This is a genomic window from Mycobacterium shimoidei (assembly GCF_900417275.1).
Classification (GTDB): Bacteria; Actinomycetota; Actinomycetes; order Mycobacteriales; family Mycobacteriaceae; genus Mycobacterium; species Mycobacterium shimoidei.
Map to the genome: position 1 here is coordinate 633,867 of NZ_UEGW01000001.1, position 26,613 is coordinate 660,479.

26 protein-coding genes are annotated in these 26,613 nt (G+C 65.9%); 13 read left to right on the forward strand and 13 right to left on the reverse strand.

All coding sequences use genetic code 11. The annotated features are described in order from the left end of the window. Positions 1 to 76: 76 nt before the first annotated feature. Complete coding sequence (locus tag MSP7336_RS03140) at positions 77 to 466, forward strand: heme-binding protein (RefSeq protein ID WP_069395936.1); 390 nt, start codon at positions 77 to 79, stop codon at positions 464 to 466. Here the strand turns inward: MSP7336_RS03140 and MSP7336_RS03145 are convergent. Genes MSP7336_RS03145 through MSP7336_RS03160 form a run of 4 tightly spaced genes read right to left on the reverse strand, consistent with a single transcriptional unit; the run spans position 463 to position 4,488 of the window. Next, positions 463 to 1,776: an NtaA/DmoA family FMN-dependent monooxygenase gene (locus tag MSP7336_RS03145; protein WP_069395937.1), complete on the reverse strand. Its 1,314-nt coding sequence runs from the start codon at positions 1,774 to 1,776 to the stop codon at positions 463 to 465. The genes MSP7336_RS03140 and MSP7336_RS03145 overlap by 4 nt on opposite strands. Then, a complete protein-coding gene (locus MSP7336_RS03150; RefSeq protein WP_069395938.1) occupies positions 1,773 to 2,906 on the reverse strand; it encodes an LLM class flavin-dependent oxidoreductase in 1,134 nt (377 codons plus the stop codon). Before MSP7336_RS03150 ends, MSP7336_RS03145 begins: the two co-directional genes overlap by 4 nt. Beyond that, positions 2,903 to 3,994: an LLM class flavin-dependent oxidoreductase gene (locus tag MSP7336_RS03155; RefSeq protein WP_069395939.1), complete on the reverse strand. Its 1,092-nt coding sequence runs from the start codon at positions 3,992 to 3,994 to the stop codon at positions 2,903 to 2,905. Before MSP7336_RS03155 ends, MSP7336_RS03150 begins: the two co-directional genes overlap by 4 nt. Beyond that, positions 3,991 to 4,488 (reverse strand): GNAT family N-acetyltransferase, encoded by a 498-nt coding sequence (locus tag MSP7336_RS03160; RefSeq protein ID WP_069396051.1) that lies wholly within the window; start codon positions 4,486 to 4,488, stop codon positions 3,991 to 3,993. The genes MSP7336_RS03155 and MSP7336_RS03160 overlap by 4 nt, the downstream gene beginning before the upstream one ends. 66 nt (positions 4,489 to 4,554) lie before the next feature. On the opposite strand from MSP7336_RS03160, the gene MSP7336_RS03165 reads away from it, so the two are divergent. Both MSP7336_RS03165 and MSP7336_RS03170 read left to right on the forward strand, forming a co-directional pair. Next, positions 4,555 to 5,448 (forward strand): ABC transporter ATP-binding protein, encoded by an 894-nt coding sequence (locus tag MSP7336_RS03165; RefSeq protein WP_069395940.1) that lies wholly within the window; start codon positions 4,555 to 4,557, stop codon positions 5,446 to 5,448. Next, a complete protein-coding gene (locus MSP7336_RS03170; protein ID WP_113963022.1) occupies positions 5,438 to 6,226 on the forward strand; it encodes an ABC transporter permease in 789 nt (262 codons plus the stop codon). Before MSP7336_RS03165 ends, MSP7336_RS03170 begins: the two co-directional genes overlap by 11 nt. Here MSP7336_RS03170 and MSP7336_RS03175 read toward each other — a convergent pair. Next, positions 6,204 to 6,575 carry a DUF3054 domain-containing protein gene (locus MSP7336_RS03175; RefSeq protein WP_069395942.1) on the reverse strand — a complete coding sequence of 124 codons (372 nt, stop codon included), beginning with the start codon at positions 6,573 to 6,575 and terminating at the stop codon, positions 6,204 to 6,206. The two genes, MSP7336_RS03170 and MSP7336_RS03175, sit on opposite strands and share 23 nt — an antisense overlap. 53 nt (positions 6,576 to 6,628) lie before the next feature. Between MSP7336_RS03175 and MSP7336_RS03180 the strand changes: the two genes are divergently transcribed. The 5 genes from MSP7336_RS03180 to MSP7336_RS03200 are packed head-to-tail and all read left to right on the forward strand — an operon-like array spanning position 6,629 to position 11,137. Next, the gene (locus MSP7336_RS03180) at positions 6,629 to 7,432 is read left to right on the forward strand and encodes an enoyl-CoA hydratase-related protein (RefSeq protein WP_069395943.1); all 804 of its coding nucleotides are present in this window, start codon (positions 6,629 to 6,631) and stop codon (positions 7,430 to 7,432) included. A gap of 12 nt (positions 7,433 to 7,444) precedes the next feature. Beyond that, positions 7,445 to 8,173 (forward strand): SDR family NAD(P)-dependent oxidoreductase, encoded by a 729-nt coding sequence (locus MSP7336_RS03185; RefSeq protein ID WP_069395944.1) that lies wholly within the window; start codon positions 7,445 to 7,447, stop codon positions 8,171 to 8,173. Between the two features lie 4 nt (positions 8,174 to 8,177). Then, on the forward strand, positions 8,178 to 9,347 hold the full coding sequence (locus MSP7336_RS03190) for an acyl-CoA dehydrogenase (protein WP_113963023.1): 1,170 nt from the start codon (positions 8,178 to 8,180) through the stop codon (positions 9,345 to 9,347). Then, complete coding sequence (locus MSP7336_RS03195) at positions 9,347 to 10,486, forward strand: acyl-CoA dehydrogenase family protein (RefSeq protein WP_113963024.1); 1,140 nt, start codon at positions 9,347 to 9,349, stop codon at positions 10,484 to 10,486. The genes MSP7336_RS03190 and MSP7336_RS03195 overlap by 1 nt, the downstream gene beginning before the upstream one ends. Beyond that, a complete protein-coding gene (locus tag MSP7336_RS03200) occupies positions 10,487 to 11,137 on the forward strand; it encodes a TetR/AcrR family transcriptional regulator (RefSeq protein WP_113963025.1) in 651 nt (216 codons plus the stop codon). It begins immediately after the preceding gene. Here the strand turns inward: MSP7336_RS03200 and MSP7336_RS03205 are convergent. After that, positions 11,106 to 11,780 (reverse strand): potassium channel family protein, encoded by a 675-nt coding sequence (locus MSP7336_RS03205; protein ID WP_069395948.1) that lies wholly within the window; start codon positions 11,778 to 11,780, stop codon positions 11,106 to 11,108. The genes MSP7336_RS03200 and MSP7336_RS03205 overlap by 32 nt on opposite strands. A gap of 169 nt (positions 11,781 to 11,949) precedes the next feature. On the opposite strand from MSP7336_RS03205, the gene MSP7336_RS03210 reads away from it, so the two are divergent. From MSP7336_RS03210 to MSP7336_RS03225, 4 genes are all read left to right on the forward strand, one after another. Continuing rightward, complete coding sequence (locus tag MSP7336_RS03210; protein WP_113963026.1) at positions 11,950 to 13,446, forward strand: potassium/proton antiporter; 1,497 nt, start codon at positions 11,950 to 11,952, stop codon at positions 13,444 to 13,446. A 53-nt stretch (positions 13,447 to 13,499) separates the two neighbouring features. After that, positions 13,500 to 14,357 (forward strand): SDR family oxidoreductase, encoded by an 858-nt coding sequence (locus MSP7336_RS03215; RefSeq protein ID WP_069395950.1) that lies wholly within the window; start codon positions 13,500 to 13,502, stop codon positions 14,355 to 14,357. Positions 14,358 to 14,445: 88 nt separating this feature from the next. Next, positions 14,446 to 17,235, forward strand: a complete 2,790-nt coding sequence (locus MSP7336_RS03220) for an ornithine decarboxylase (RefSeq protein WP_069395951.1) — start codon at positions 14,446 to 14,448, stop codon at positions 17,233 to 17,235. Between the two features lie 4 nt (positions 17,236 to 17,239). Beyond that, the gene (locus MSP7336_RS03225; RefSeq protein ID WP_069395952.1) at positions 17,240 to 18,628 is read left to right on the forward strand and encodes an NAD(P)/FAD-dependent oxidoreductase; all 1,389 of its coding nucleotides are present in this window, start codon (positions 17,240 to 17,242) and stop codon (positions 18,626 to 18,628) included. Here the strand turns inward: MSP7336_RS03225 and MSP7336_RS03230 are convergent. From MSP7336_RS03230 to MSP7336_RS03260, 7 genes are all read right to left on the reverse strand, one after another. Continuing rightward, a complete protein-coding gene (locus MSP7336_RS03230) occupies positions 18,625 to 19,779 on the reverse strand; it encodes a glycoside hydrolase 5 family protein (protein WP_113963027.1) in 1,155 nt (384 codons plus the stop codon). The genes MSP7336_RS03225 and MSP7336_RS03230 overlap by 4 nt on opposite strands. Positions 19,780 to 19,877: 98 nt before the next feature. Next, complete coding sequence (locus MSP7336_RS03235) at positions 19,878 to 21,008, reverse strand: glycoside hydrolase 5 family protein (RefSeq protein WP_069395954.1); 1,131 nt, start codon at positions 21,006 to 21,008, stop codon at positions 19,878 to 19,880. Positions 21,009 to 21,068: 60 nt separating this feature from the next. Beyond that, entirely contained in the window at positions 21,069 to 22,283 is a 1,215-nt protein-coding gene (locus tag MSP7336_RS03240) for an O-succinylhomoserine sulfhydrylase (protein WP_113964750.1), read from the reverse strand. Between the two features lie 47 nt (positions 22,284 to 22,330). Beyond that, positions 22,331 to 22,744, reverse strand: a complete 414-nt coding sequence (locus tag MSP7336_RS03245; RefSeq protein ID WP_069395955.1) for a rhodanese-like domain-containing protein — start codon at positions 22,742 to 22,744, stop codon at positions 22,331 to 22,333. A gap of 13 nt (positions 22,745 to 22,757) precedes the next feature. Then, the gene (purT, locus tag MSP7336_RS03250) at positions 22,758 to 23,993 is read right to left on the reverse strand and encodes a formate-dependent phosphoribosylglycinamide formyltransferase (protein WP_280524350.1); all 1,236 of its coding nucleotides are present in this window, start codon (positions 23,991 to 23,993) and stop codon (positions 22,758 to 22,760) included. Between the two features lie 9 nt (positions 23,994 to 24,002). Then, a complete protein-coding gene (locus MSP7336_RS03255) occupies positions 24,003 to 24,638 on the reverse strand; it encodes a PaaI family thioesterase (RefSeq protein WP_069395957.1) in 636 nt (211 codons plus the stop codon). Further along, complete coding sequence (locus MSP7336_RS03260) at positions 24,635 to 25,933, reverse strand: adenylosuccinate synthase (RefSeq protein WP_069395958.1); 1,299 nt, start codon at positions 25,931 to 25,933, stop codon at positions 24,635 to 24,637. Before MSP7336_RS03260 ends, MSP7336_RS03255 begins: the two co-directional genes overlap by 4 nt. 65 nt (positions 25,934 to 25,998) lie before the next feature. Here MSP7336_RS03260 and MSP7336_RS03265 point away from each other — a divergent pair, with 65 nt between their 5' ends. Beyond that, positions 25,999 to 26,604 (forward strand): peptidase M50, encoded by a 606-nt coding sequence (locus MSP7336_RS03265; protein ID WP_069395959.1) that lies wholly within the window; start codon positions 25,999 to 26,001, stop codon positions 26,602 to 26,604. The last annotated feature ends 9 nt before the right edge of the window (positions 26,605 to 26,613 follow it).

The following is a 26,613-nucleotide window of genomic DNA, read 5'->3' on the forward strand; positions in this document are numbered from 1 at the left end:
AGTCAGCTTCGGGCTACCTTGGGCTGCGGGCTTCGGCAACCCCTGATCGATATTTGCGAGCAAGAAAGCAACCACGATGAAAAACCTTCGTATGACAGCGCGCCGGCAGGCCGCTGGTTTGTGTGTGTTCGGCGGTCTGGCCGCAACGACGATCGCGGCGCCCATCGCGTCCGCGGCACCCGATTGCAGCCCGGCCAGTGTGCAGAACACCGTCAACGCGGCGACCGGTTCGGCCCGCCAGTACCTCAGCACACACCCGGGCGCCGACGCGGCGGTCACCGGGGCGTTCAGCAAGCCTCGTCCGCAGGCGGCGGCGGATCTGCGCAACTACTTCACCAGTCACCCGCAGGAGTACTACGACTTGCGGGGCATCTTGGCGCCGATCGGTGACACGCAGCGGCAGTGCAACACGACGGTGCTCTCGCCCGAGCTCCAGTCGGCCTACGACGAATTCATGGCCGGCTAGTCGCTTGCCAGATGCTCCCTGAGTGTGCGGCCGGTGTATTCGGCGCGGTAGAGACCGCGTTCCTGCAGCAGCGGCACCACCTGGTCGACGAATTCGTCCAGCCCGTGCGGGTTCAGGTGCGGCACCATGATGAAACCGTCGCATGCGTCGGCTTGCACGTAGCGGTCGATTTCGTCGGCGATGTGCGTTGCGGTTCCGACGAATTGCTGTCGGCTGGTGACGGCGATGACCAACTCTCGGATCGAAAGGCCTTCTGCTGCGGCGCGTTCCCGATACCGGTGTGCGAGTGCAACCGGATCGCCGTGGCGCACCCGGCCCTGGGTGATGCTGGTGTCACCGGTGGGTTCGACGTCGGGTAACGGGCCGTCGGGATCGTAGTCCGACAGGTCGCGGCCCCACACCTGCTCGAGCATCGTGATCGCGGTCGGGCCGCTGACCTGCTGTCGACGGATGTACTCCGCCTTTTCAGCGGCCTCATCGGCGGTGTCTCCGAGCACGAACGTCGCGGCGGGAAAGACCTTGAGCTCGTCGGGATTTCGGCCGGCGGCAGCCGCGCGTGCCTTGACGTCGGCGTAGTAACGTTGCCCGTTCTCCAGCGAGCCGTGCAGGGTGAACATGGCGTCGGCGTGCCGGGCTCCGAACGTGCGGCCCTCATCGGAGTCACCGGCCTGCAGCAGCACCGGCCGGCCCTGCGGCCCGGCGGGCAGCGTCGCCAGCCCCCGCACCTGAAACTGTGGGCCGGAGTGCTCCACGGTTTTGATGTGGCTGGGGTCGACGTAAATGCCGGTGTCTACGTCGGCCACCACGGCATCGGCGGCCCAGCTGTCCCAGAAGCCACGAGCCACCGCCAGGAACTCCTCGGCGCGACGGTAGCGGTCCGCATGGTCCAAGAATCCGCCACGGCGAAAGTTCGCCCCGGTGAAGGCATCCGACGAGGTGACGATGTTCCAGCCGGCGCGCCCCTCGGACAGATGATCCAGCGTGGCGAATTGCCGTGCCACTTCGAAGGGCTCGTTGAACGTGGTGTTGATGGTGCCGGTCAAGCCGATCCGGTCGGTGGCCCCGGCCAGCGCGGCCAGCACGGTGAAGGTGTCCGGGCGACCGACGACGTCGAGATCATGGATCCGGCCGCGATGTTCGCGCAGCCGCAGTCCCTCGGCCAGGAAGAAGAAGTCGAACAGCCCGCGTTCGGCGGTGCGGGCCAGATGTACGAACGACTCGAAGGCGATCTGGCTGCCGGCCGTCGGGTCCGCCCACACCGTGGCGTTGTTGACACCGGGAAAATGCACAGCCAAGTGAATCTGCTTCATCTGTCCAACCCCCGGCTTCGTTCGAACCAGCGCTGCGCGATCAGCTCGTGTGAGCGCAGCCGGTCCTCGTGGCGGTGGGTCACCGAGGTGATGACGAGTTCGTCGGCGCCGCTGACCCGCTGCAGCGCCGCGAGTCGTTCGGCCACCTCGTCGGGATTGCCGACGAATTGTGTTGCCAGCCGGTCGGTTACCACCGCCAGCTGCTCGTCGGTCAACGGGGGGCAGTCGTCGGGGTCCGGGTAGGGAATCGCGCCGTCGCCGGCCCGGATGGAGTACACCCAGTGGCCGTAGCTGGACGCCAGATGCCGGGCGGTGGCGGTGTCGTCGGCCACGACCACGTCGGCCGAGATCACCACGTAGGGCTCCGCCAAGGTCTCCGAGGGCACGAACGCCGCGCGGTAGGCGTCGACCGCGTCCAGCGCGGTGGCAGGCGTGAGGTGATAGCTGGCGACGAACGGTAGCCCAAGGGCGCCGGCCACCTGTGCGCTTTTGCCCTTGCTGCTGCCGAAGATCCACGGCGTCAACCCACTTCGTTCGCCCGGGACGACGTGCACGTCGAACCCGTCGACCTGATAGCTGCCGTCGAGCATCGCCAGGATGTCGCCGAGCTGCTCGGCAAAATCCGGCGCGACAGCTTCGGGCTGCTGCAAGATCGCCATGGTGGCCTGCACTCGGTCCTTGTTCAGCACGGTGCGCAGGTCGAACGGCGGCGGGATCACCACACCGTCGATCTCGCGCCATTCCTGGGGCAGTTCGGTCTTCGGCCGCGGCTTGCGGGGTTTGCCCGGGGTAAGGCGACGCTGCCCGGATCGGCCGATGCCCAGGTCGATGCGGCCCGGGTGGAATGCCTCGAGCATGCCGAAGCTCTCGACCACCGCGGCTGCGGTGGTGTGGCTGAGCTGCACCGCAGCGGTTCCAACCCGAATGGTGTTGGTGGCGGCCGCAATTTGGCCGGCCAGCACCACAGGTGCCGCGCTCGCAACCGCGACGAAGTGGTGCTCGGCGACCCAGAACCGCCGATACCCCCATTGTTCGGCGTGCTGGGCCAGATCAATGGTGTTGCGCAGCGCCGTCGCGGCGTCGCTGCCGGCGCTGATCGGGGCCAGGTCGAGGACCGACAGCGGGATCATTGGCGCACCGCCGTGTACCGGTTGACGGCGACCGGTAGGCCGAGACGTTGTCGCAATGTCTCGTCGTCGCGGTAGCCGGTGCGGAACACACCGCGCTGCTGCAGCAGCGGCACCAGCTCGTCGACGATGACCGGGAGATCGGTGGCGTTGACGGCCGGCCGCAGCCGCGCACCGTCGATGCCCAACCGCTGCCACTCCAGCAACAGATCAGCCAAATCGGCTGCGCTGCCGTCGAACACCAAAGCGTCGGACTTGAACTCGGTGTCGCCACCGAACGTCACCACGATATCGGCGTAGACCTTCAATCGTCCGTCCAGCTCGCTGAGGATAGCGCGCAGCCCATCCTCGTCGGTCGGTGTGATGAAAACCAGATCAGCGCTGTCAGCTGCGAATTGGTAGATGCGCGATGCGTGTGCCAGCGCGGCCACCACCGGCTGGCCCTGCGGTGGACGCGGGGTGATCGAGGGGCCTTTGACCGAGAAGTACTTCCCGGCGAAGTCGATGTAGTGCAGCTTGTCGCGGTCGATGTAGCGCCCAGTGGCGACGTCGCGGATCACCGCGTCGTCTTCCCAGCTGTCCCAGAGCCGGCGCACCACCTCGACGAAATCGGTTGCCTCGTCGAATAGTTCGTCGGCGTCTTGGGAGGCGTCGCGCCGCCCGAACAACGCGGCTTCGTGAGCGGTTGAGCTAACCCGCGGCTGCCAGCCGGCCCTGCCGTGCGACACGAAATCAAGCGTGGCGATGGCCTTGGAGACGTGAAAAGGCTCGGTGTGGGTGACGGTCGCCACCGGGATCAGCCCGATATGCCGGGTGGTGGGGGCGACGCGGGCGGCGACCAGCACGGCATCCGCCCGTCCGGCCAGCCGGCGCGGGGAAATCTCTTCGCGGCGCCCCGGTTGCGGCATCAGCGTGTCGTCGATGGTGAGAAAGTCGAGCAGTCCACGCTCGGCGGTGGCAGCAAGCGCGGCGCAGTATCGGCCGGACAGCACCGATTCCGCGGCCGGGTCAGCAGCCAGCGTGGTTCGCCACGCATATGGGTGCCAGCCGTAACCGTCGAGCGCGACGGCCAGGTGCAGCTGCGAAGTCACGGCAGCTCCTTGACGAATGCGACCGGGAAGACCGGCCCCGTCGACGGCAACGGCTCGGCCAGCCGGGTGTAGCCGGTGGCGTGATACAGCGCCTCGGCCTCGGGTTGGCGGTCGCCGGTCATCAGGTAGACCCGGCGATACCCGCGCGCAGCGATCTCCGCCTCGAGCTCGCCCAGCAGGGCGGCCGCGAAACCCCGTCGGCGATGGGCGTCGTCGGTCCAAATTCGTTTCAGCTCAGCGGTTTGCGCATCGAAGCGGCAGAATCCGCCACCGGTGACGGCGACACCGTCCAGCAGCCCGATGAGCAAGCCGCCGTCCGGCGGTGCGAATTCGGCCGCCGTGTGGTCGCGCAGCCATCCCAGGACGACTTGCTCGGTGCTGCCATAGCGCTGCGCGTACTCGGCGGCCAGCCCGGTCAGTAATGGCTGCGCCAGCGGGTCGTCCAGCGCAGCCCAAACGAACCGGAGCGCAGTCAGTTGATCAGGCTGGGGCATCATCTAACTGTCTACCGTGGACCACGCGGCCTTATTCCGGGGCCGGCCAATCGGGCCGGAGGTGACATGCCATCGCACGTGGTAACCACCGAGGGACTGACCCGCAGGTTCGGTCGCCGTCGCGGCATCACCGACGTCAGCATCACGGTCACCGATGGGGAGGTCTTCGGGTTCCTGGGTCCCAACGGTGCCGGGAAGTCGACAACCATCCGGCTGCTGCTCGGGCTCTATCGGCCCAGTTCCGGCCGCGCGACGGTGTTCGGCCTCGACCCCTGCCGGGACAGTGTCGAGGTGCATCGCCGGGTCGGTTACCTGCCGGGCGAGCTCGCCCTGTATCCCCGGCTGACCGGCCGGAACATCGTCGACCGGGCCGCCCGCATCCGCGGCCACATCGATCACCGCTATCGCGACGAACTCGTCGAACGATTCGGAATCGAGCTCGATCGTCCGGTGCACACCTTGTCCAAAGGCAACGTGCAGAAGATCGGCCTGCTTTTCGCGTTCGCGCATCGGCCCGAGCTGCTGATTCTCGACGAGCCCACCTCCGGGCTCGACCCGCTGCTGCAAGACGAATTCAGCCGGTTGGTGCGCGAAACCGCCGGCGAAGGCCGGACCGTCTTTCTCTCGTCGCACGACCTCGACGAAGTGCAGCGCCTCGTCGACCACGTCGCCATCATCAAGGAGGGCCGGATCATCGTCACCGACACCGTGGAGAACCTTCGCGCAAATGCCCCCAAGACCGTCGACTTCCGCTTCGCGAACCGGGTTGATCCTGCGCAGTTCGACCGTCTCGACGGGGTGCGGGTGCTATCCCATGACACCACCCGGATTCAGCTGTCGGTTGCCGGGCCGGTCGGCCCGCTGCTGCGGGTGGCCGCCGACCTCGAGCCCGTCGACATGACCGCGCGGCCGGCCGATCTCGACGAACTCTTTTTGAGCTACTACCGCCATGACCGGTGAGATCGCGCGGTTGGATCTGCGGCTGCGGCGCCGGCTGATCATCGGATACGCGATCGGCATGACCGCCTACGCCACCGTCGTCGTCGCGCTCTACCCGTCGTTCAAGAACGCCACCAGTCTCAACAGCCTCACCGAGGAAGGTTCCCCCGTCGCAGCGCTGTTCGGTGCGGTCGGCCCGCTCACTTCATCGCCGGGCTGGCTGACGGCCAATCTGTACGGGAACTTCGTCCCGTTGATCGTGCTGATGGCGACAATCGGCTACGGCGCGGCCGCGATCGCCGGACAAGACGAGGACGGAACGCTCGCACTGATCGCGACGCTTCCGCTGGCCCGACGCACCATCACCGGGGGCAAACTCGCCGCGCTGGTCGTGCAGGCGCTGCCGGTACCGATCGTCACCGCGCTGTGCGTGCTGGCCGGTCGCTGGTTCGATTTGACCGTCAACATCGGGTCGCTGCTGGGCGTCACCGCCGGAGTGACCCTGCTCGGCCTGCTGTTCGGCAGCCTCGCTTTGTTCCTCGGTGCGGCCACCGGCAGCCGAGGAGTGGCACTTGGTCTCGCTTCGGGTATGGCCGCGATCGCCTACCTGGTCAATTCGCTTGCGCCCCTGATCGATTGGCTTCGGCCGGCCCGCTACGCGTCGCCGTTTTTCTACGCCGTCGGTGACCACCAACTGCAGAACGGCCTGCCACCGGCGTGGGCCGGCGTCCTTGCAGTCGCCACCCTGGCGTTTGCGGTGGCCGGCACCATCGCTTTCAACCGACTCGACGTGCACTGACACGCCACCCCAGCGCGGCCCGCCAGCCCAGCAACAGCAGTGCGGTGACCACGGACGCGACCACGACGAAGCTGGCCGCGACCCCGGCGGAGGTTGCCTTGCGCAACAGCATTCCGACCACCACCGTGCTCAGCCACACGATCACCCCGGTCGGCGCGACGGCGGTCGGGCGCCGCCAACCGCGCGAGACCAGCCAGCCCAGCATCGTGCCGGTCACAAACGGCCACGCCGTCGCCGCTACCCCGGCGATGTCGAGGCCTTCGTCGTGGCTGCGTCGGCCGAGAGCACAGAACACCAGCACGCAGCCGACGTCCCAGCCCAGCCAGCCCAGCCACGCCACACGTTGCATGCCGCGAGACTACCCGTTGACGCCACCGGTAAATGAATCTAGATTCGTCGGCAATGAATACTGATTCACCATATGAGGACATCACCTACGAGATCGACTCGCACGTCGCGGTCATCACGATCAACCGGCCGGAGCGCTACAACGCCTTCCGCGGCAAGACCGTCGAGGAACTCGTCAAGGCCTTCCGCTCGGCGTGGGCCGACAGGGGAGTATCGGCGATCATCCTGACCGGCGCCGGTGACAAGGCGTTCTGCACCGGCGGCGATGTCAAGCAACGCGCCGAGACCGGCGACTATGGCCCCACCGACAGCGGCATGTTCGAAATCGGCTACCTGCACAAGCTGATCCGCGACGTGCCCAAGCCGGTGATCGCCGCGGTGAACGGAATCGCGGTCGGCGGCGGGCACGTGCTGCACGTGCTGTGCGACTTGTCGATCGCGGCCGAGCACGCGACATTCGGCCAGGCCGGACCCCGGGTGGGGTCGTTCGATGCCGGGTTCGGATCGGCGTATCTGGCGCGCGTGGTCGGCGAGAAGCGGGCGCGGGAGATGTGGTTCTTATGCCGTCGCTACGACGCCGCCACCGCCGAACGGTGGGGCTTGGTGAACTACGTGGTTCCCGCCGAACGGCTGCTGCCCGAGGCCAAGGCGATTGCCGCCGAGATCGGCCAGAAGAGTCCGACCGCGCTGCGTTTCCTCAAACAGTCCTTCAACGCCGACACCGACCATCAGGCCGGGCTGTCCAATCTGGCCATGTCGGCGCTGGAGATCTTCACCCACACCGACGAAGGTAAGGAAGGGGCGCAGGCGTTCGCCGAGAAGCGTCCCGCAGATTTCGCCCGCTACGTCACGGCCTGAGGGGAACCGCCGATGAAGCTCGCACTGGTGACCGGTGCCGGATCCGGTATCGGAAAGGCGATAGCGCTGGGATTCGCGGCGCGAGGTGACCGGGTCATTGCCGCCGACATCGACGAGGCCGCGGCAAAGGCCACCGCGCAAGCGCACCCCGAGTTGATCACCGCGCTGCCGGTCGATGTGGCCGACCGCGCGCAGGTGGACACGCTGCGCGACCGCGCACACAGCGAGGTCGGCGTGCCCAACGTGGTGGTCAATGCCGCCGGGTGGGACCGTACCGACCAATTCCTCAACGCCACAACGGAATTCGCTGAGAAGGTGGTCGCCATAAACTATCTCGGCCCGGTACACATTTGCAGCGCCTTCCTGCCGGGCATGATCGAGGCCGGCGGCGGCGGACGGGTGATCAACCTGGCCAGCGACGCCGGACGGGTCGGCAGCGCCGGCGAAACCATCTACGCCGGCGCCAAGGGCGGCGTCATCGCACTCACCAAGTCGCTGGCCCGGGAGATGGCCCGCTACGCGATCACCGTCAACTGCGTGTGCCCCGGACCTACCGACACCCCGCTGTTCGCAGCGCAACCGGAGAAGCTGAGAGAGGCACTGGTCAAAGCGATTCCGTTTCGACGGCTGGCCCGCCCCGAGGAGGTCGCCGCACCGGTGCTGTTCTTCGCCTCCGATCCCGCGTCGTTCATCACCGGCCAGGTGATCAGCGTCAGCGGCGGACTCACCATGGCAGGATGAGCCAATGAGCACCTTCGATCCCCTCGACCCGCTGAGCCTGGACGCGTCGCTGTCCGGCGACGAGATCGCGGTGCGTGACACGGTCCGGCAGTTCTGCGCCGAACATGTGATCCCGCATATCGCGGACTGGTTCGAAATCGGCGACCTTCCGGTCCGCGAACTTGCCAAGCAGTTCGGTGCGCTCGGGCTACTGGGCATGCACCTGAAGGGATACGGCTGTGGCGGAGCGTCGGCCGTGCACTACGGGCTGGCCTGCCTGGAACTAGAAGCCGCGGACTCAGGCGTCCGGTCGCTGGTGTCGGTACAGGGCTCGCTGGCGATGTTCGCGATCGCGAAATTCGGATCCGAGGAGCAAAAGCAGCAGTGGCTGCCCGGCATGGCCGCCGGTGAACTGCTCGGCTGTTTCGGGTTGACCGAGCCCGACGCCGGCTCCGATCCTGCGGCCATGAAAACCCGTGCCCGACGGGATGGTTCGGACTGGGTCCTCAACGGCCGCAAAATGTGGATCACCAACGGCACGGTCGCCGACGTTGCGATCGTGTGGACTGCCACCGACGACGGCATCCGGGGATTCATCGTCCCCACCCACACGCCCGGATTCACCGCCAACACCATTCACCACAAGTTGTCGTTACGCGCCTCGATCACTTCGGAATTGGTGCTCGACGACGTTCGGCTACCCGCCGACGCGATGCTGCCCGAAGCGACCGGCCTGCGGGGGCCGCTGTCTTGTCTGTCCGAGGCGCGCTACGGCATCATCTGGGGTTCGATGGGCGCGGCGCGGTCGGCCTGGCAGTCCGCGCTGGATTACGCGACGCATCGCACCCAATTCGGCCGGCCGATCGCCGGATTCCAGCTGACCCAGGCCAAGCTCGTCGACATGGCCGTCGAACTACACAAGGGACAACTTCTGGCGCTGCACCTCGGGCGACTCAAGGACAGCGTCGGCCTACGTCCCGAGCAGGTCAGCTTCGGAAAGCTCAACAACACCCGCGAGGCCATCGAGATCTGCCGCACCGCACGGACAATTCTGGGCGGCAACGGGATATCGCTGGAGTACCCCGTGATCCGGCATATGGTCAACCTGGAGTCGGTGCTGACCTATGAGGGCACCGCCGAGATGCATCAGCTGGTGCTCGGTCAGGCCCTCACCGGCGAGGACGCTTTCCGCTGATGCTGGACTACAGCCCCGAGCACAACCAGTTCCGGGAACTGGTACGCGACTTCGTGCAACAGACCGTCGTCCCGGCCCACGAACGCTGGGAGAAAGCGGGCCGCGTCGATCGCTCCCTGTTCACTGAGGCCGGAAAGCTTGGGCTGCTCGGGTTTTCGGTCCCCGAGGAGTTCGGCGGTCCTGGCGTCGACGACTTCCGCTACAACGCGATCCTCGTCGAGGAACTCCAGCGGGCCGGCGCCGCGGCCGAAGCCGTCGCCTTCTCGCTGCAAAACGACATCGTGCTGCCCTATCTCACCCACCTGACGACGCCGGAGCAAAAGCAACGCTGGTTGCCGGGGGTGGTGACCGGCGAGACCATCCTCGCTATCGCGATGACCGAGCCGGGCGCCGGCAGCGATCTGGCCGGGATCCGCACCACTGCGGTGCGCGACGGCGACCACTACGTCGTCAACGGCGCGAAAACCTTTATCTCCAACGGACAAATCGGTGACCTGTTCGTCGTCGCGGTGCGCACCGCACCGGATCGGCACAAGGGTCTCTCGCTGCTGGTAATCGACCCGGACACACCCGGTTTCAGCCGCGGGCGCAACCTGGAGAAGATCGGGCTGCACGCGCAGGACACCAGCGAATTGAGCTTCGACGATGTGCGGGTGCCTGTCGAGAATCTGCTCGAAGCAGAGGGCCGCGGCTTCTATCAGCTGATGAACAACCTTCCACAGGAACGCCTTTCGCTGGGCGTCGGTGCAGTCGCCGCCGCGGAAGGGGTGCTGGCCGAAACCCTCGAGTATGTCCGTGAGCGCCAGGCATTCGGTTCACCGATCGCCGGCTTGCAGAACACCCAATTCCTGCTCGCCGAGCTGGCCACCGAACTCGACGTCGCCCGCACCTATCTCGACGACTGCATTGCCGAACACCTGGCCGGCGGGCTGACCGCGGCGCGGGCGGCCCGACTGAAATGGTGGACCACCGAATTGCAGGTGCGCGTCGCCGACCGCTGTCTGCAATTGCACGGCGGATACGGCTACATGCGGGAGTATCCGGTGTCGCGGGCGTTCGTCGACGCCCGTATCCAGACCATCTACGGCGGCACAACCGAGATCATGAAGACGATCATTGCCAAGGACCTGGGCCTGTAGATGACAGCCTCGTTCGGCAGTGACTTCGCTGACCTGCCCGTCGAGGAGGCGGTCCGCGCCGCCCGCACCAGCTCGCGACGTCGTCAGCTACTCGACGCAGCAGTGAAGGTCATGGGGCAGAAGGGTTTTCACCAGATGTCCATGCAGGACCTGGCGGCCGAGGCCAAGGTCAGCGTCGGCCTCATCTACAAGTACTTCGGCGGCAAGGAGGACCTGCTGCTGGCCACGATCGTGCGCATCCAGGATGCGTTCCGTGACCAGCTGGCTCCGGTGATGGCCGCCGCCGGTGACGACGCGACCGCGCAGTTGACCGCCGGCATCAGGCGCTACATCGAGATCGTCGACGAAAACCTCGACGCGGTGGTGCTGACCTACCGGGAAAGCCGCACTTTGAACGCGTCGGGGCGCGCCCAGATCAAAGAACTCGAGATCGCGACGGCCGCACCGCTGCGCGCGGCAATCGAAAAGGGTATTGCCGACGGCACATTCCACGACACCGACGTCGGCCTGGTGGTCTTCGACATCATGTTGCTCGCGCACGGATGGGCGTTGAAGCATTGGCATTTCGGACCCAACTACAGCCTCGACGACTACATCCGATTACAGACGCGCCACGTGCTCAACTCGCTGCTGTGTCCAAACCCTGGATGACGGCCCGGATTTGATTCTCGACGGCACTGCCGGCAACGAATAACATCTCGTCGCCGGCCGCCAACACATCGCCGGGCTCCGGAAGGATGATCTTGTCGCCGCGCAGCACCGTGATCAGCGCGGTGTTGTCCGGCAATGCCAAGTCCCGTACTTGCTGCCCGACGAGTGGGCTGTCGGCGGGTAGCGTCAGCTTTTCCAGATTGGCTCGACCTTGGCTGAGCCCCATCAGCCGCACCAGGTGGCCGACATCGATGGCGCCCTCCACGGCGGCGACCAACGCGCTCGGCGTGGAGACCGCTACATCGATACCCCAGGCGTCGTTGAACAGCCACTCGTTGCGCGTGTCGTTGACCCGGGCCACCACCCTGGCCACGCCGAACTCCGTCTTGGCCAGCAGCGCCGCCGCGAGGTTCACCTTGTCATCGCCGGTAGCGGTGATGACGACATCGCACATCTCGATCCCGGCCTCTTCGAGCGAGGCCAGCTCACAGGCGTCGGCAAGCAACCACTCCGCGGCGGGAACGGTGTGCGGCACGTAGTGCCTGGGGTCCCGCTCGATCAGCAGGACTTTGTGGCCGTCCTCGAGCAGTTCCAGTGCGACGGATCGCCCGACCGCCCCTGCGCCGGCGATCCCGATCCGCATCTGTCGTCTCCTCACAGCCGTCGGCCGGGGTGGTGGTACGCGCCTACCACGGCCTTCACTAGCGTTGGTACTGAATTTACCGGCCTGAACGCAACTCCGACGGTCGTTGCTGCACCCGGTAGGACGGCGTTTTCCGTCTCACCTGCACCGGCCTCCGGACGAGGATGACATGACCCTGCAGCAGCTGTACGTCGCGCTGCTGGTCGGCGGTGTGGTGCTCCTGGCCAGCATCGTCGCCACGCGGTTTGCCGCCCGGGTCGGGTTGCCGAGCCTGTTGCTGTTCCTCGCGGTCGGCGTCGCCCTCGGTAGCGACGGGCTGGGGCTGGATTTCAGCGACGTCCAACTCGCCAGCGATCTCGGCACGGCGGCGCTCGCCGTCATCCTCATCGAGGGCGGTCTGACTACCCGGTTCGCCGATATCCGCGACGTGCTGGCACCCGCCGGCGTCCTGGCCACCTTCGGCGTCGCGGTTTCCATGCTGGTCACCGCGGCGGGCGCGCACCTTTTGCTCGGCATCAACTGGCAACTCGCGCTGCTGCTCGGTGCGATCGTGTCCCCCACCGACGCCGCGGCGGTCTTCTCCATTTTGCGGGTCCTGCCGTTGCCCCGGCGGGTCGCCGGTCTGCTGGAGGCCGAATCGGGATTCAACGATGCGCCGGGCGCCATTCTGGTCTTGATGCTCAGCGCCACGCCGCTGACGTTTCCGGCAGGTCCCGCCACCGCAAGCCTGCTCTACGAGCTCAGTGTGGGCGCCGCGATCGGATTGACCAGCGGGCTGCTCGGCGCCATCGCGTTGCGCCGCGCGGCGCTGCCGGCCTCCGGACTGTATCCACTGGCGACGTTCGGGCTGGGCATGGTGGCCTTTGCCGCGGCCGGCAGCGTCCACGCCAGCGGATTCTTGGCCGCCTACCTCGCCGCGGTGGTACTGGCGAACTCCGGGTTGCCGCACCGCTCAGCCACCCGGTCATTCGCACAAGGGCTGGGTTGGCTCGCCCAGATCGGCCTGTTCGTCCTGCTGGGACTTCTCGTCAGTCCCAGCCAGTTGTCCGGTGAGCTGGTTCCGGCAATCGTCACCGGGGCCGTGTTGTTGCTGCTCGGCCGACCGCTTTCGGTCATCGCCTCGCTGTCGTGGTTCCGGGTCCCGTTGCGCGAGCAGGTATTCCTGTCGTGGGCCGGGCTGCGCGGTGCGGTCCCGATTGTGTTGGCGACATTTCCGATCGTCGAAGGCGTACCGGACAGCTACCGCCTGCTCAACATCGTGTTCATCCTGGTGGTGGTGTTCACCCTGGTACAGGGTCCCAGCCTGCGGCTGATCGCGAACCGGATGACGCTGATCTCCCGGGACGCCACGCGGGAAATCCAGGTGGAATCGGCCCCGCTGGACGTGCTGGAGGCTGAATTGTTGACGATCACCGTCTCCAAGGCGTCCCGACTGCACAACGTCTCGCTGCTCGAACTGCGCCTCCCCGAACCCAGCGTGATCACGCTGATCATTCGGGACGGCAGCACGTTTGTCCCCCAGCCGGAAACCCGGATCGAAGCCGGCGACGAGCTGCTCATCGTCACCACCGCCAAGACTCGGGCGGCAACGGAACGCAGACTGCGCGCGGTCAGCCGCCGCGGCAAGCTCGCCTACTGGTTCGGCGAGTACGGGGAACAAGACTGAGCCGCGAAAGGGCACTCCCCGCATCAAACTTGACACCTGTAAAGTCGCGGTCCATGGACAACATCAGGGGAAAGACCGTCGTCATCACCGGAGCAGCCCGCGGCATCGGGTACGCAACCGCCAAGGCGCTGCTGGCGCGGGGGGCGCGAGTGGTCATCGGCGATCGTGATCTCGACGTGCTCGAGAAAGCTGTCGCCGGCCTGAGCAGCCTGGGCCCGGTGTCGGGTCATCCGCTCGACGTGACGGACCGGGAGTCTTTCGCCGCCTTTTTGGACAAGGCGCGCGCCGACGGCGGCGGGCACATCGACGTGCTGATCAACAACGCCGGGGTGATGCCGGTCGGGCCGTTCCTGCAGCAGTCCCAGCAGGCGATCCGCTCGTCGATCGAAGTCAACTTCTACGGCGTACTCACCGGTTGTCAGCTGGTGCTGCCCGAGATGGTCAAACGCCGCAGCGGACATATCGTCAACATCGCGTCGATGGCCGGGATGGTGGCGGTCCCGGGCCAGGTGGTCTACGCGGGGACGAAGTTCGCGGTCGTCGGGCTTACTTCCGCGATGGCCGACGAGTTCGCTTCGCAGGGCGTCAATGTCACCGCGGTGCTGCCGACATTCACCAACACCGAGCTGATTTCCGGCACCGTCACGACCGCCGCGACGAAGCCGGTGCAGCCCGAGGACGTCGCAGCCACCATCGTCAAGGTGCTCGACAAGCCCAAAGCCCAAGTGTCGGTTCCCGGTTCGTCGCGCCTGATCGGCATCCTGACAATGGTGCTGCCGTCGCGGGCCCGGCGCTGGCTCGGCAAGAAGACGGGCACCGACACCGTGTTCCTCAATTTCGACGCCACGGCCCGAGCCGCCTACGAAGACCGCGCGCAACACGCCACCGGTGTCGTCGAGCATCGGGAATAGCGCGGTCCCGGGTAAATCGACCCTTAAAAACCGCGCTTGCAGTGCGGTATCGGCCTAGCCTGAAAGCCAGAGCGGCTGGAGGCTCGAGATGGCTGACGTAAACCCGCACGCGTACAACACCGCATGGCAGTTCCGCGCCGACGCCTGGTGCCGGCTGGAAGAAGCCAGCCGCCGACTGTCAACCGCAGCCGCCCGCGGAACCGATCTCACCGAGCTCGTCGAATTGGTCGACCGGCTGTTGTCCCAGCTGCGTCCGTTCGAACGATATTGGGCTTTTCCCGGTATCCACGTGTTCAATCAGACGCACCGCCTGTTCGCCACCGGTGCCTACGAAATGTTCGGCCGAACGGTGTCGAAGATCAACCGGGCCCTGGTAACCGAGTCCTACCGCAGCGGGGCGGACGCGTCACCGCTGGAAAGTGACACCGATGCGCTCGGCTCGGACGAGGGTGCCCTGGAGGTACTCGGCCTGCACCGTTCCGGCCGCCCGTACTTCGAACTGCTGATCGTCGCGACCATGACCGAAGCGCAGGAAGCTGCGCTGCGCAAGGAGATTCACAGTCGTCGCCGCCCAGACGATGCCTTCGTCTACGAAATCGTCGTGGTCGGCAGCGGCGACGAGGCGATTATCGCCGCCCGACTCAACGCCAGCGTGCAGGCGTGCGCGATAACACGGCGATTCGCCCATCGGTCCCGTCGAGACCTTTCGGCGTTGGAGCACTTCGTGGATGCACACATCGCCGAGGACTTGGCCGATCATTCTCCTGAGGAGCGGGCCGCGATCTTGGCTGAAGCCATCAAAGACAGCCGCCCCGAGATCGACATGTACCTGATCACCGAACTCGAGGTCGAAGATGTCGCCGCCCGGCTCGGCCACCACTTCCGCAGGGTCTTCCACGGCGGCGAAGCCGGCCTCGATCAGCACCTGACCTTGTTGGAGGGGGTGGCGGCGCGGTATCGGACGCCGTTCTTCTCCGCGCTGCGCGAATACAGTCACCGCCCAACCGGCGTCTTTCACGCACTGCCGATTTCGCAGGGCAAGTCGATCGTCAGCTCGCACTGGATCTCCGACATGATCGATTTCTACGGGCTCGACGTCTTTCTGGCTGAGACCTCGGCGACCTGCGGCGGGCTGGACTCGCTGCTCGAGCCCACCGGGCCGCTGCGCGAGGCGCAGGCGTTGGCGGCGCGCACATTCGGGTCGCGGCACACCTATTTCGTCACCAACGGCACCTCGACCGCCAACAAGATCGTCGAGCAGGCGCTGGTCGCACCCGGCGATATCGTGCTGGTCGACCGCAACTGCCACCAGTCGCACCATTACGGGCTGTTGATGGCCGGTGCTCAGGTCACCTACCTGGATGCCTACCCGCTCAACCAGTATTCGATGTACGGGGCGGTTCCGCTGCGGGAGATCAAGTCGCGGCTGCTGGCGTTGCGGGCCGCGGGGAAGCTGGACCGGGTCAAGCTGCTGACGCTGACCAACTGCACCTTCGACGGCATCGTCTACGACGTCCAGCGGGTCATGGAGGAATGCCTGGCCATCAAGCCCGACCTCATATTCCTTTGGGACGAAGCGTGGTTCGCGTTCGCCAGGTTCCACCATGTCTACCGCAGACGCACCGCCATGCACGCGGCGGCCAAGATCCGTGAGCGGCTGCGGTCACCGGAGTATCGCCAGGCTTATCGAGACTACGCCGAAGAACTCGCCGGCGCCGACGACGCGACCCTGCTCACCCGTCGCCTGATGCCCGACCCCGCGCGCGCTCGTGTCCGCGTCTACGCAACGCAATCCACCCACAAGACGCTGACTTCGCTGCGGCAGGGATCGATGATCCACGTCTACGACCAGGATTTCGATCAGAAGGTGGAAGAGCCCTTCCACGAGGCCTACATGGCGCACACCTCCACCTCGCCGAACTATCAAGTGCTCGCCTCGCTGGACATCGGTCGGCGCCAAGCCGACTTGGAAGGCGTGGAGCTGGTGCAAAAGCAGGTGGAGAACGCCATGCAGCTGCGCGACGCGATCGACAAGCATCCGCTGCTGAGCCGCTACATGCATTGCTTGTCCACGGCGGAGATGATCCCGGAACAATTCCGTCCCGCATGCCTCGACCAGCCGTTGCGCACCGGGTTGCGCAACATGGCCACCGCCTGGGAGCAAGACGAATTCGTCCTCGATCCCAGCCGCATCACGCTGTACATCGGCAACACCGGGATCGACGGCGACACTTTCAAACGTGCGCACCTGATGGACCGCTACGGCGTGCAGATCAACAAGACGTCCCGAAACACGGTGCTGTTCATGACCAACATCGGGACCACTCGCAGCTCGGTGGCCTATCTGGTGGAGGTCCTGGTGAACCTCGCCCAAGAGCTCGACGACCGAATCGCCGACATGAGCCTGACCGAGCGGGCCCATCACGAGCGGGCAGTGCTGCGCCTGACCAGCCCGTCGACGCCGCTACCGGATTTCAGCGAATTCCATTCGTGCTTCGTCGAACACAACGACAATGGCGGCCCGTCAACCCCTGACGGCGATATACGACGGGCGTTCTATCTGGGCTACGACGACAGCTTCTGCGAATATCTGACCGCTGACGAAGTAGAGGAACGGATGGAGTCCGGCCAGCAGGTGGTCTCGGCAACGTTCGTCACCCCTTATCCGCCGGGTTTTCCGATCCTGGTTCCCGGACAAGTTTTCAGCCCGCAGATACTGGCTTTCATGCGTGCGCTGGACACCCGCGAGATTCATGGATTCAAGCCACATCTGGGCTTTCGCGTGTTCACGACGAAAGCCATGGAGATGGCGGAAGCGAGCGTGCGCCCGTGGAGCAGGTTGGGTCGGGCCAGTTCGTCCGCCGCTGAGATCGGTTGAGAGGATGAGCATGCCGGACCAACGCCACCGCGTCGTCATCATCGGATCGGGTTTCGGCGGCCTGACTGCGGCCAAGGCGTTGAAGCGGGCCGACGTCGAGATCACCTTGATCTCCAAGACGACCAGCCACCTGTTCCAGCCGCTGCTGTATCAGGTCGCCACCGGCATCTTGTCCGTCGGCGAAATCGCGCCGACGACCAGGCTGATCCTGCGCAGGCAAAAGAACGTCCGGGTGTTGCTGGGAGAGATCGAGGCCATCGACCTGCACGCGCAGACCGTGACTTCCAGGCTGATCAGCATGACCACCGTGACACCATTCGACAGCCTCATCGTCGCGGCCGGCGCGCAGCAGTCCTACTTCGGCAACGACCATTTCGGCACCTGGGCACCGGGCATGAAGACGATCGACGACGCACTGGAACTCCGCGGCCGGATCCTGGGCGCCTTTGAGGCAGCCGAGGTCGCCACCGACCACGCCGAGCGGGAACGCCGGCTGACCTTCGTGGTGGTCGGTGCCGGCCCAACGGGTGTGGAGGTGGCCGGACAAATCGTCGAACTCGCCGAGCGCACCCTGGCTGGGGCGTTTCGAACCATCCGGCCCAGCGATTGCCGGGTCATCCTGCTCGACGCCGCACCTGCGGTGTTGCCCCCGATGGGTGCGAAGCTGGGCCGCAAGGCGCAACGCCGGCTCGAGAAGATGGGTGTCGAGATTCAGCTCAACGCCATGGTGACCAACGTTGACTACCAGGGCATCACCGTCCGGGACAAAGACGGCACCGAACGCCACATCCCATGCGCGTGCAAGGTGTGGGCAGCCGGTGTGCAGGCCAGTCCGCTCGGCAAGATGGTCGCCGAGCAGTCTGACGGAACCGAAATCGACCGTGCTGGAAGGGTTTTAGTGGAACCAGACCTCACCGTCAAGGGGCATCCACACGTGTTCGTCGTCGGTGATTTGATGGCGGTGCCCGGTGTGCCGGGGATGGCTCAAGGAGCCATCCAGGGTGCGCGTTATGCATGCAAATGCATCAAGCGGTCGCTCAAGGGCCACGATGACCCGGCCGGCCGCAGCCCGTTCCAGTATTTCGACAAGGGCAGCATGGCGACCGTTTCCCGGTTCAGCGCCGTGGCGAAGATCGGCAAGCTGGAGTTCGGCGGCTTCATCGCGTGGCTGGCCTGGCTGGGGCTGCACCTGGTCTATCTGGTCGGCTTCCAGAACCGCTTCACCACCCTGATCCACTGGTTCATCACTTTCATGGGCCGCAGTCGCAGCCAAATGGCCATCACCAGTCAGATGGTTTACGCCAGGTTGGCGATGAGCAGAGCGAATAACCTCACACAAGAGACCTTGAAAGCCGCCGAACAAGCCGAACGAGCCGAACAGCAGGCCGGCTAGGACGTCTGGCCGGCGTTCAGCGCTTGAATCGTGTGAATTTCAGTGTCGGCGAACGGCCGTCCATCCGGACGCAACAAATCGTGAAACCACACCCGGGGAATCGCCGTGTACTGATGATTCCACGAATCCCACGGAAAATAGGTCTGGGTCTTCCCGGCGACCAAACCCCAGTTGAAGGCACCAACGTTGTGCCGCCTGGCAACTGGTAGGACTCCGTCGATCGTGCTGCCCATCGTCCGCGCCATGTACTCGGTGCACAGAATCGGGCGTCCCTGCGGAGTCAGCTCGGCGATTCGGTTCTCGAAAGCCGCCGGCCTGGCATAGGAGTGGAATGTGATCACGTCGGAATTGTCGAGCTGGATGCCTGCAATTGTGCTGCGGCTCGCGGAATCTCCCCACTCCCCGTCCCATACGCCACTGGTCAGTGGTTGGCTCGTGTCGACGGCGCGTGCCCACGCGAACACTTGGGGAAGTAGATCGGCGACAAGTTCCAGTTTGTCTTTCCGTTCCACCGATCGGTATTGCGGTGCGGGATTATCGGGCTCGTTCCACAGGTCCCAACCCAACACTCGGTCGTCATTGCGGAATTGGGTCAACACGCCGGTGACATAGGCTTGCATCGTGGGGAGGTAGCGGCGGTCGTCGAGTCGTTCAGCCCCGGGGGCTTGCACCCACCCGGAGTTGTGCACTCCAGGCTTGGGTGGCCGCTGCCGTCCGGCTCGGGGGAAAGGGTCCCAACAGGAATCGAACAGAACAAACATCGGCTTGATCCGGTGGCGTGCGGCGATGTTGACGAACTGTGCCAGACGCATCTGGAAGCCGCGAGAATCCTGTGCCCACAATTGATCATGAAGAAAGACACGCACCGAATTGAGTCCGTGATAGCGTGCCCAACCCAATTCGGTATCAATGCGGCGGGGGTCGTAGGTGCCGGGCTGAAACATCTCCAGTTGGTTGATGGCGTTGGAGGTGATGAAGTTTGAACCTACGGGCCAGCCCTGCGCTTGATACCAGCGGTTGGCGCGCTCGGGCGACCACCGATTCGCTTCCGCGGAGGCGCGCGGCGGTGCCGCGGCGGCACGGGGTACGGGGGCCATTGCAGCTCCTGCGGCCACTAACAGCGGCAGCTTGAGGACCGTTCGGCGGTACACGATTTGACGATATGTTGGCAAAGCCGAGGACCCCGGCATTTGCCCAGCGCGTCGCGCTGAATTGTTATCCTTGGCGCGCCCGGGCTACCGCGTGTTATCTAACCGTCACCGCCGACCAAACCGCGGATCTTTTGGATCTCAGCGCTCCGATAGGGCCGCCCATCAGGCAGCAGCAGATCGTGAAACCATTCCTTCGGCATGGTGGTGTACGGCTGATCCCAGGAGTCCCAAGGGTAGTAGGTCTGCGTCTTGCCGGCGACCAAACCCCAGTTGATCGCGGCAACGTTGTGACGCTTGGCAATCGGCAAAATTCCGTCAACAGTGCTGCCGCGGGTGCGGGCCAGATACTCGGTGCACAACATCGGCCGTCCGAGCGGGGCAAGCTCGGCGATCCGCGACTCGAAGTCCGCCGGCTTGTCATAGCAATGGAAGCTGACCACGTCGGAGTTGTCCAATTGAATGCCGACGATTGTGCTGCGACTCGCCGGATCTCCCCAGTTGCCGTCCCAAACAGCACTTGTCAACGGTTGACGAGGATCAACTTCGCGCGCCCATCGGAATACCCGGGGAAGCATGTCTGCGACACGCTCCTGCTTGTCGGTCAGTTCGACGTCGCGGTACTCGCGGGCGGGGTTGTCGGGCTCGTTCCACAGATCCCAGCCCAGAACGCGGTCGTCGTTACGGAATTGGGTCAGCACGCCCGTGACGTAGTCGTGCAGGAGTCGGGTGCGACCATCGTAGAGCCGTTCGGCGCCGGGACTTTGCACCCAACCGGAATTGTGTACCCCGGGCCTCGGTGCGCGCTGTGGACCGAGTTTCGGCAGTGGATCCCAACAGGAGTCGAAAAGGACGAAAAGTGGTTTGATGCGGTGCCGCGCCGCGATCCCGACGAACTGTGCCAGGCGCCGCTGGAAGCCGCGATGATCCTGCGCCCACAGCTGATCGTGCAAGAAGACCCGGACGGCGTTCAACCCGCAGGAGCGGGCCCAGCCCAGTTCGGTGTCGATGCGCCGCGGATCGAAGGTGTCGGCCTGAAACATCTCGAGCTGATTGATCGCATTGGAGGTGATGTAGTTTGCGCCGACGAGGTAGTCCTGCCCCTGGTACCAGTTGTTGGCCCGATCGGCCGACCAGCGACCCGCTTCGGCCGCGGCAGCACGAGGTTTTTTGGCCAGCGCGACGCCCGCTGCCAGCAGCAGCGGTAGCTTCAGCACCGTTCGACGGTACACGCGGTTCAGTATTGCCGATCAGCTCGCTTTCGCGGCGAGATTCGCTACCTGCCTGGGCGGCTAGCCCAGCGCCTGATCGAGATCGGCGATCAGGTCCTCGGTGTCCTCGAGCCCGACCGAGATCCGCACCACCCCGTCGCCCAGCCCGATCGCCGCCCGGCCTTCGGGTCCCATCGCCCGGTGCGTGGTGGTCGCCGGATGAGTGACAAGTGACTTCGCGTCGCCCAGGTTGTTGGAGATGTCGATCAGCCGCAACTTGTCGAGTACCTCGAAGGCCCTCCCCTTGGCTGCGCTGTCCGGGGCGTCGAGCTCGAAGGTGATCACCGTGCCGCCGCCGGTCATCTGACGCTTCGCCAAATCGTGCTGCGGGTGCGACGGCAAAAACGGGTAGCGCACCCAGCGCACCGCGGGATGGCCCTCGAGGAACTCGGCGATGCGCTGCGCCGAGCTGTTGGCATAGTTGACCCGGACCGCCAAAGTCTCAAGACCTTTGAGCAACACCCAGGCGTTGAACGCGCTTATCGCCGGACCCGTGTGCCGCATCAGCTTTTGGACCGGGCCGTCGATGTATTCCTTGTCGCCGAGGATCGCCCCGCCCAGCACCCGGCCCTGCCCATCGAGATGCTTGGTCCCCGAGTACACCACCACGTCGACACCGAGCGGAAAACCCTGCTGCAGCACCGGTGTAGCAAAGACGTTGTCCAACACCACCTTTGCCCCCGCGGCGTGCGACAGCTCGGTGACCGCGGCGATGTCGACCAACGACTGCATCGGGTTCGACGGCGTCTCGAAGAACACCGCCTGGGTGGGCACCGACAGCGCCTCTTCCCATTGCGAGAGGTCGTCGCCGTCGACGAACACCGTCTGGATTCCCCAGCGCGGGAGGATCTCGTTGCACACCACGAAGCACGAGCCGAACAGACTGCGCGCGGCGACCAGGCGGTCTCCTGCCCCCAGCAGCGCGCCCAGCGAGGTGAATACCGCCGCCATGCCACTCGCGGTGGCGAAGGCCGCCGGCGCCCCTTCGATGAGGCGCAACCGTTCCTCGAACATGGTGATGGTCGGGTTGCCGTAGCGCGAGTACACGTAGCGATCCACCTCGCCGGTGAACGCCTGCTCGGCGTCAGCGGCGGACGGGTAGACGTAGCCCGAGGACAGGTACATCGCCTCGGCGGTCTCCTCGAACTGCGAGCGCAGCACCCCGCCGCGCACGCCGGTGGTGGCCGGACCCACACCGTCGGGCAGCGGTGGTGGAATGCGAATCGAGTCGGTCAATGCGCGCCGCGTCTCCTCATCGCTGCGATCTGCACCGTCGCTGGCGCTCACGACTGCCTCCACGGCAGACCGATCGCCCGCCATCCGGTGACACCGCGGTGGCCGTTCTCGTCGAGGTGTCCTTCGAATCCGTCCAGCACGTTGTAGGACGGCGTAATACCGGCCTCGGTGGCGACTTCGGCCGCACCGATCGAGCGATTTCCGGATCTGCACAGGAATACCACCGGCCGATCGCTGCGCGGCGGAACCCGGTCCAGCAACTCGGCGACAAAGTTGTCGTTGCGTTTCCCGTCGGTGCGGTTCCACTCGATGTACACGACCTCACGACCCAGGCCGGACAAGTCGGGCACCCCGACGAAACGCCACTCGGCATCTGTGCGCACGTCAACCAGCACGGCATCCGGATTCTCGCTGAGCAGCTCCCATGCCTGCTGCGGCGTGATATCTCCTGCGTAGCTCACCTAAAAGAGTCTTTCACGGCTTCCAAAGCTTGCGCAGCGCGGCCGCCACCTGCCGGGCGCGGTCGCGCGCGGTGGGCACATCGGCCGCAGTGACTACGGCAACCCCGAGCCGGCGCTGCCCCTCGGCGGCGCTGTCTGAGCCGAACACCCGCACGTCGCTTTCGGGCACCGCCAGCGCTTCGCCGAGCACACCGCCGATGGGCCCGGTGTTGTCGGCGGCGTCGTCGCGGGTCCGGCGGCTTGAGTAGAGCACTTGCGCCGCTCCCGGGGAAATCATGATGGTGTCGGTGCCCAGGCCCAGGACCGACCGGGCTTGCAGCTCGAACGCCGAAAGCCGCTGAGTGCGCAGTGTCAGCAACGCGTGTTCATACGGCCGCGCGCTGACGCCGCAGAAGTACACCTCGTCGCCGCGGACCATCAGTTCCACGCCGAACAGCCCCCGCCCGCCGACGGCTTTGACGATGCGCGCCGCGATCGACTTGGCGGCATCCAGAGCCACTCGGCTCATCTCCTGCGGCTGCCAGCATTCCACCGCGTCGTTCGTTGCCCGGCTGTGCCCGATCGGCGAGCAGAACTCGATCCCCGGGCCGGTCGGACCGTCGCTGCGCACCGTGAGCAGTGTCACGTGGAAGTCGACTTCGACGACGGCCTCGGCCAACACCCGTGCCCGGGCGTGCGGGCCACCGGCCGACACCGCACGCTGCCAGGCGCCTTCCAGCTCGTGCGGGTTGGATGCCACGGATCCGCCCGGACCGGCCACCGGCTGGATACGCAGCGGGTATCCGGCGTGCTCGGCGACGGCGCTGAGTTCATCGAGCGATCCGGCGAACCAGAACGGCGCGGTGGGCAGCCCGAGTTGCTCAGCGGCCAGCCGGCGCAGACCTTCGCGGTCGGCGGTGAGCCGAGCGCTGCGCGCAGTCGGGAACACTTGCGCGAAACCCGTTTCCGCAGCGGCCGTCAATGCATCGGCGGCGACCGCGTCGGAGACCGTCACCACATAGTTGGGTTGCAGCCGCCCGATCAGCGCCGCCAACTCGTCGGTGTCGGTCATGTCGATCACCACCGACTGGTCTGCCACCTTGTGCGCGGGCGCGTCGGCGTGCCGCTCGACGGCGATCACCTCGGTGCCCAGCCGTTGAAACACGATCGCCAGCTCCCGGCTGAACTCGTCGGAGCCCAGCAGCATCACCGTGGTTCGCGCAGCGTCGTCGTCGGGAGGTTGGTCGGAGGCCGGCTCGTCGGGGGTCACGACCACAGGTTAGGGCTGGCCGGGCAACAGGCGCACCATCAGGGCGTTGCACTCGGCCAACACCGTGTCGTCGGTGTCACGCAAGTCACCGGACACGAACGCCTTACGGCCCTCGACGGTGTCGACTCGTCCGCGCGCCACCAGTTCAGTGTTGATCGGGGTGACCTTGCGGTAATCGACGTGCAGGAACGCGGTTCGGCTGATCGGGCGCCCCGCTGCGACGACCACCATGCCGCACACCCAGTCGAACAGCAACGGCAACACCCCGCCGTGTACGGCCATGTTGCCGCCCACATAGAACCGGCTGAACTCTCCGCGCATTTCGACGCCGTCGGGACCGAACTTCGTCATCTTCCACGGCGGCATCAGCAGACTGCCGAGGCCGGGCATCGACGGAACCCGACCGGCCGGAGCGACTCCTTCCGGCGCCTGGAACGGGTCGAGCAGCTTGACCAGTTCTTCAGCCCGCTCGGCCGCGCTGTCCCAGGTGGCTTCGTCCGGATCGGCGGACACCGCGAGGTCCTGCAAGCGCCGCATCGCGGTGACGAACCTGACGAAACCCGCGCCCGGCTCTGCGGCCTCATACCGCGGAAAGCCGCCGTGATGCTGATACTCAGGATCGAGTTGCTCTGCGTCCTCCGTCACGGGCGCGCCTGCAGAATGTCGCGGCGCACAATGGTCTGGTCTCGCCCCGGACCCACGCCGATACACGAAATGTGCGCTCCGGCAAGCTCTTCCAATCGAAGCACGTAGTCGCGCGCTTTGGCGGGCAGATCGTCGAACTGCTGCGCATCGGAGATGTCTTCCCACCAGCCGGGCAGTTCTTCGTAGATGGGTTCGGCGCGGGACAGGTCGCTTTGGGTCATCGGCATGTCGTGGGTGCGCTTACCGTCGATCTCATAACCGACGCACACCGGAACCGTTTCCAGGCTGGACAACACGTCGAGCTTGGTCAGGAAGTAGTCGGTGATGCCGTTGACCCGGGTGGCATAGCGGGCGATGACCGCGTCGAACCAACCGCAGCGCCTGCGCCGTCCGGTTGTCACGCCGAACTCGCCGCCAGTCTTGGAGAGGTATTCGCCGTGCTCGTCGAACAATTCGGTGGGAAACGGGCCGGACCCGACCCGGGTGGTGTACGCCTTGAGGATTCCCAGCACGGTCGTGATTCGGGTCGGTCCGATTCCAGAGCCGACGGCCGCGCCGCCCGCGGTCGGATTCGACGACGTCACATACGGATATGTGCCGTGGTCGACGTCGAGCAGGGTGCCCTGCGAGCCTTCCAGCAACACGGTCTCCCCGGCTTCCAGCGCGGTGTTGAGCAGCAACCGGGTATCGGCAATGCGGTGCTTGAAGCTCTCAGCCTGGTGCAGCAGGGTTTGCACCACCTGCTCGGGCTCCAGCGCTTTGCGGTTGTACACCTTGACCAGGATCTGGTTCTTGAGTTCCAGCGCGGCTTCGATCTTGTGCGCCAGCTGTTCGGGGTCGAGCACATCGGCCACCCGAATGCCGATGCGGGCGATCTTGTCCTGGTAGCACGGGCCGATGCCGCGACCGGTGGTGCCGATCTTCTTGCTGCCCATGTAGCGCTCGGTCACCTTGTCGATGGCCACGTGATAGGGCATCAGCAGATGGGCGTCGGCCGAGATCAGCAGCCGGGAGGTGTCGACACCGCGCTCCTCGAGCCCCTTCAGCTCGTCGAGCAGTACGCCCGGATCGACCACCACCCCGTTGCCGATGACGTTGGTGACGCCGGGTGTCAGCACACCCGACGGGATGAGGTGCAGCGCGAAGTTCTCGCCGCTGGGCAAGACGACGGTGTGCCCGGCGTTGTTGCCGCCCTGATAGCGCACCACCCACTGGGCGCGGCCGCCGAGTAGATCGGTGGCCTTGCCCTTGCCCTCGTCGCCCCATTGGGCGCCGATCAGGACGATTGCCGGCATGGTTCTCCTGTTTATTGTGGTCCAGCCGGTGACTCACACTAGCTCAGTGGTTTGCGAGGAGCGTCTTGAATACGACCGTCCTGGTGTTCGGGGCTGGACGGCTGCCGCGTGCGCTGCGGGGGTTGCCGGTCGCGCAGGTCGACTCCGCGGTGGAAACCGCCCGGCGGCTGATCGTGGTCGGCTCGGATGCCGACCTGGCCGGGGTGCTGACCCGGCTGTTGCGCGCCGACCGGCTCGACGTCGAGGTGGCCTACGTCTCGCGACGCCGATCCCCCGCCACCCGGGCTTATCGGTTGGCGACGAGGTGGCGGGCGGCCCGGCGGGCGCGGCGCGGCACCGCACAGCGGGTGCCGCTGATCCGCGATGAGACCGGCACCGTCGTGGTGGGCTCAGCCGAGTGGCGGCCCGCCGACGGTCGGGTGCTGCACGGTGAAGCGGTTGTCGACGACACCGTGCTGTTCGATGGCGATGTCGCCGCGGTGCGGGTCGAGCCCACGGCGGCGCTGCCCGGGCTGCGGGCCCGGGTGGGGCGGGGCCGCTGGGTGACCGGTCGAGCGGCACAGTTGGGCACCACCGGCGCGACGGTGATCCGCGACGGGGTGCCGGCGGCGCGGCCGGTGCGACGGTCGACCTTCTACCGCCACACCGAGGGCTGGCTGCTGGTCCAGTAGCGTCGTGAC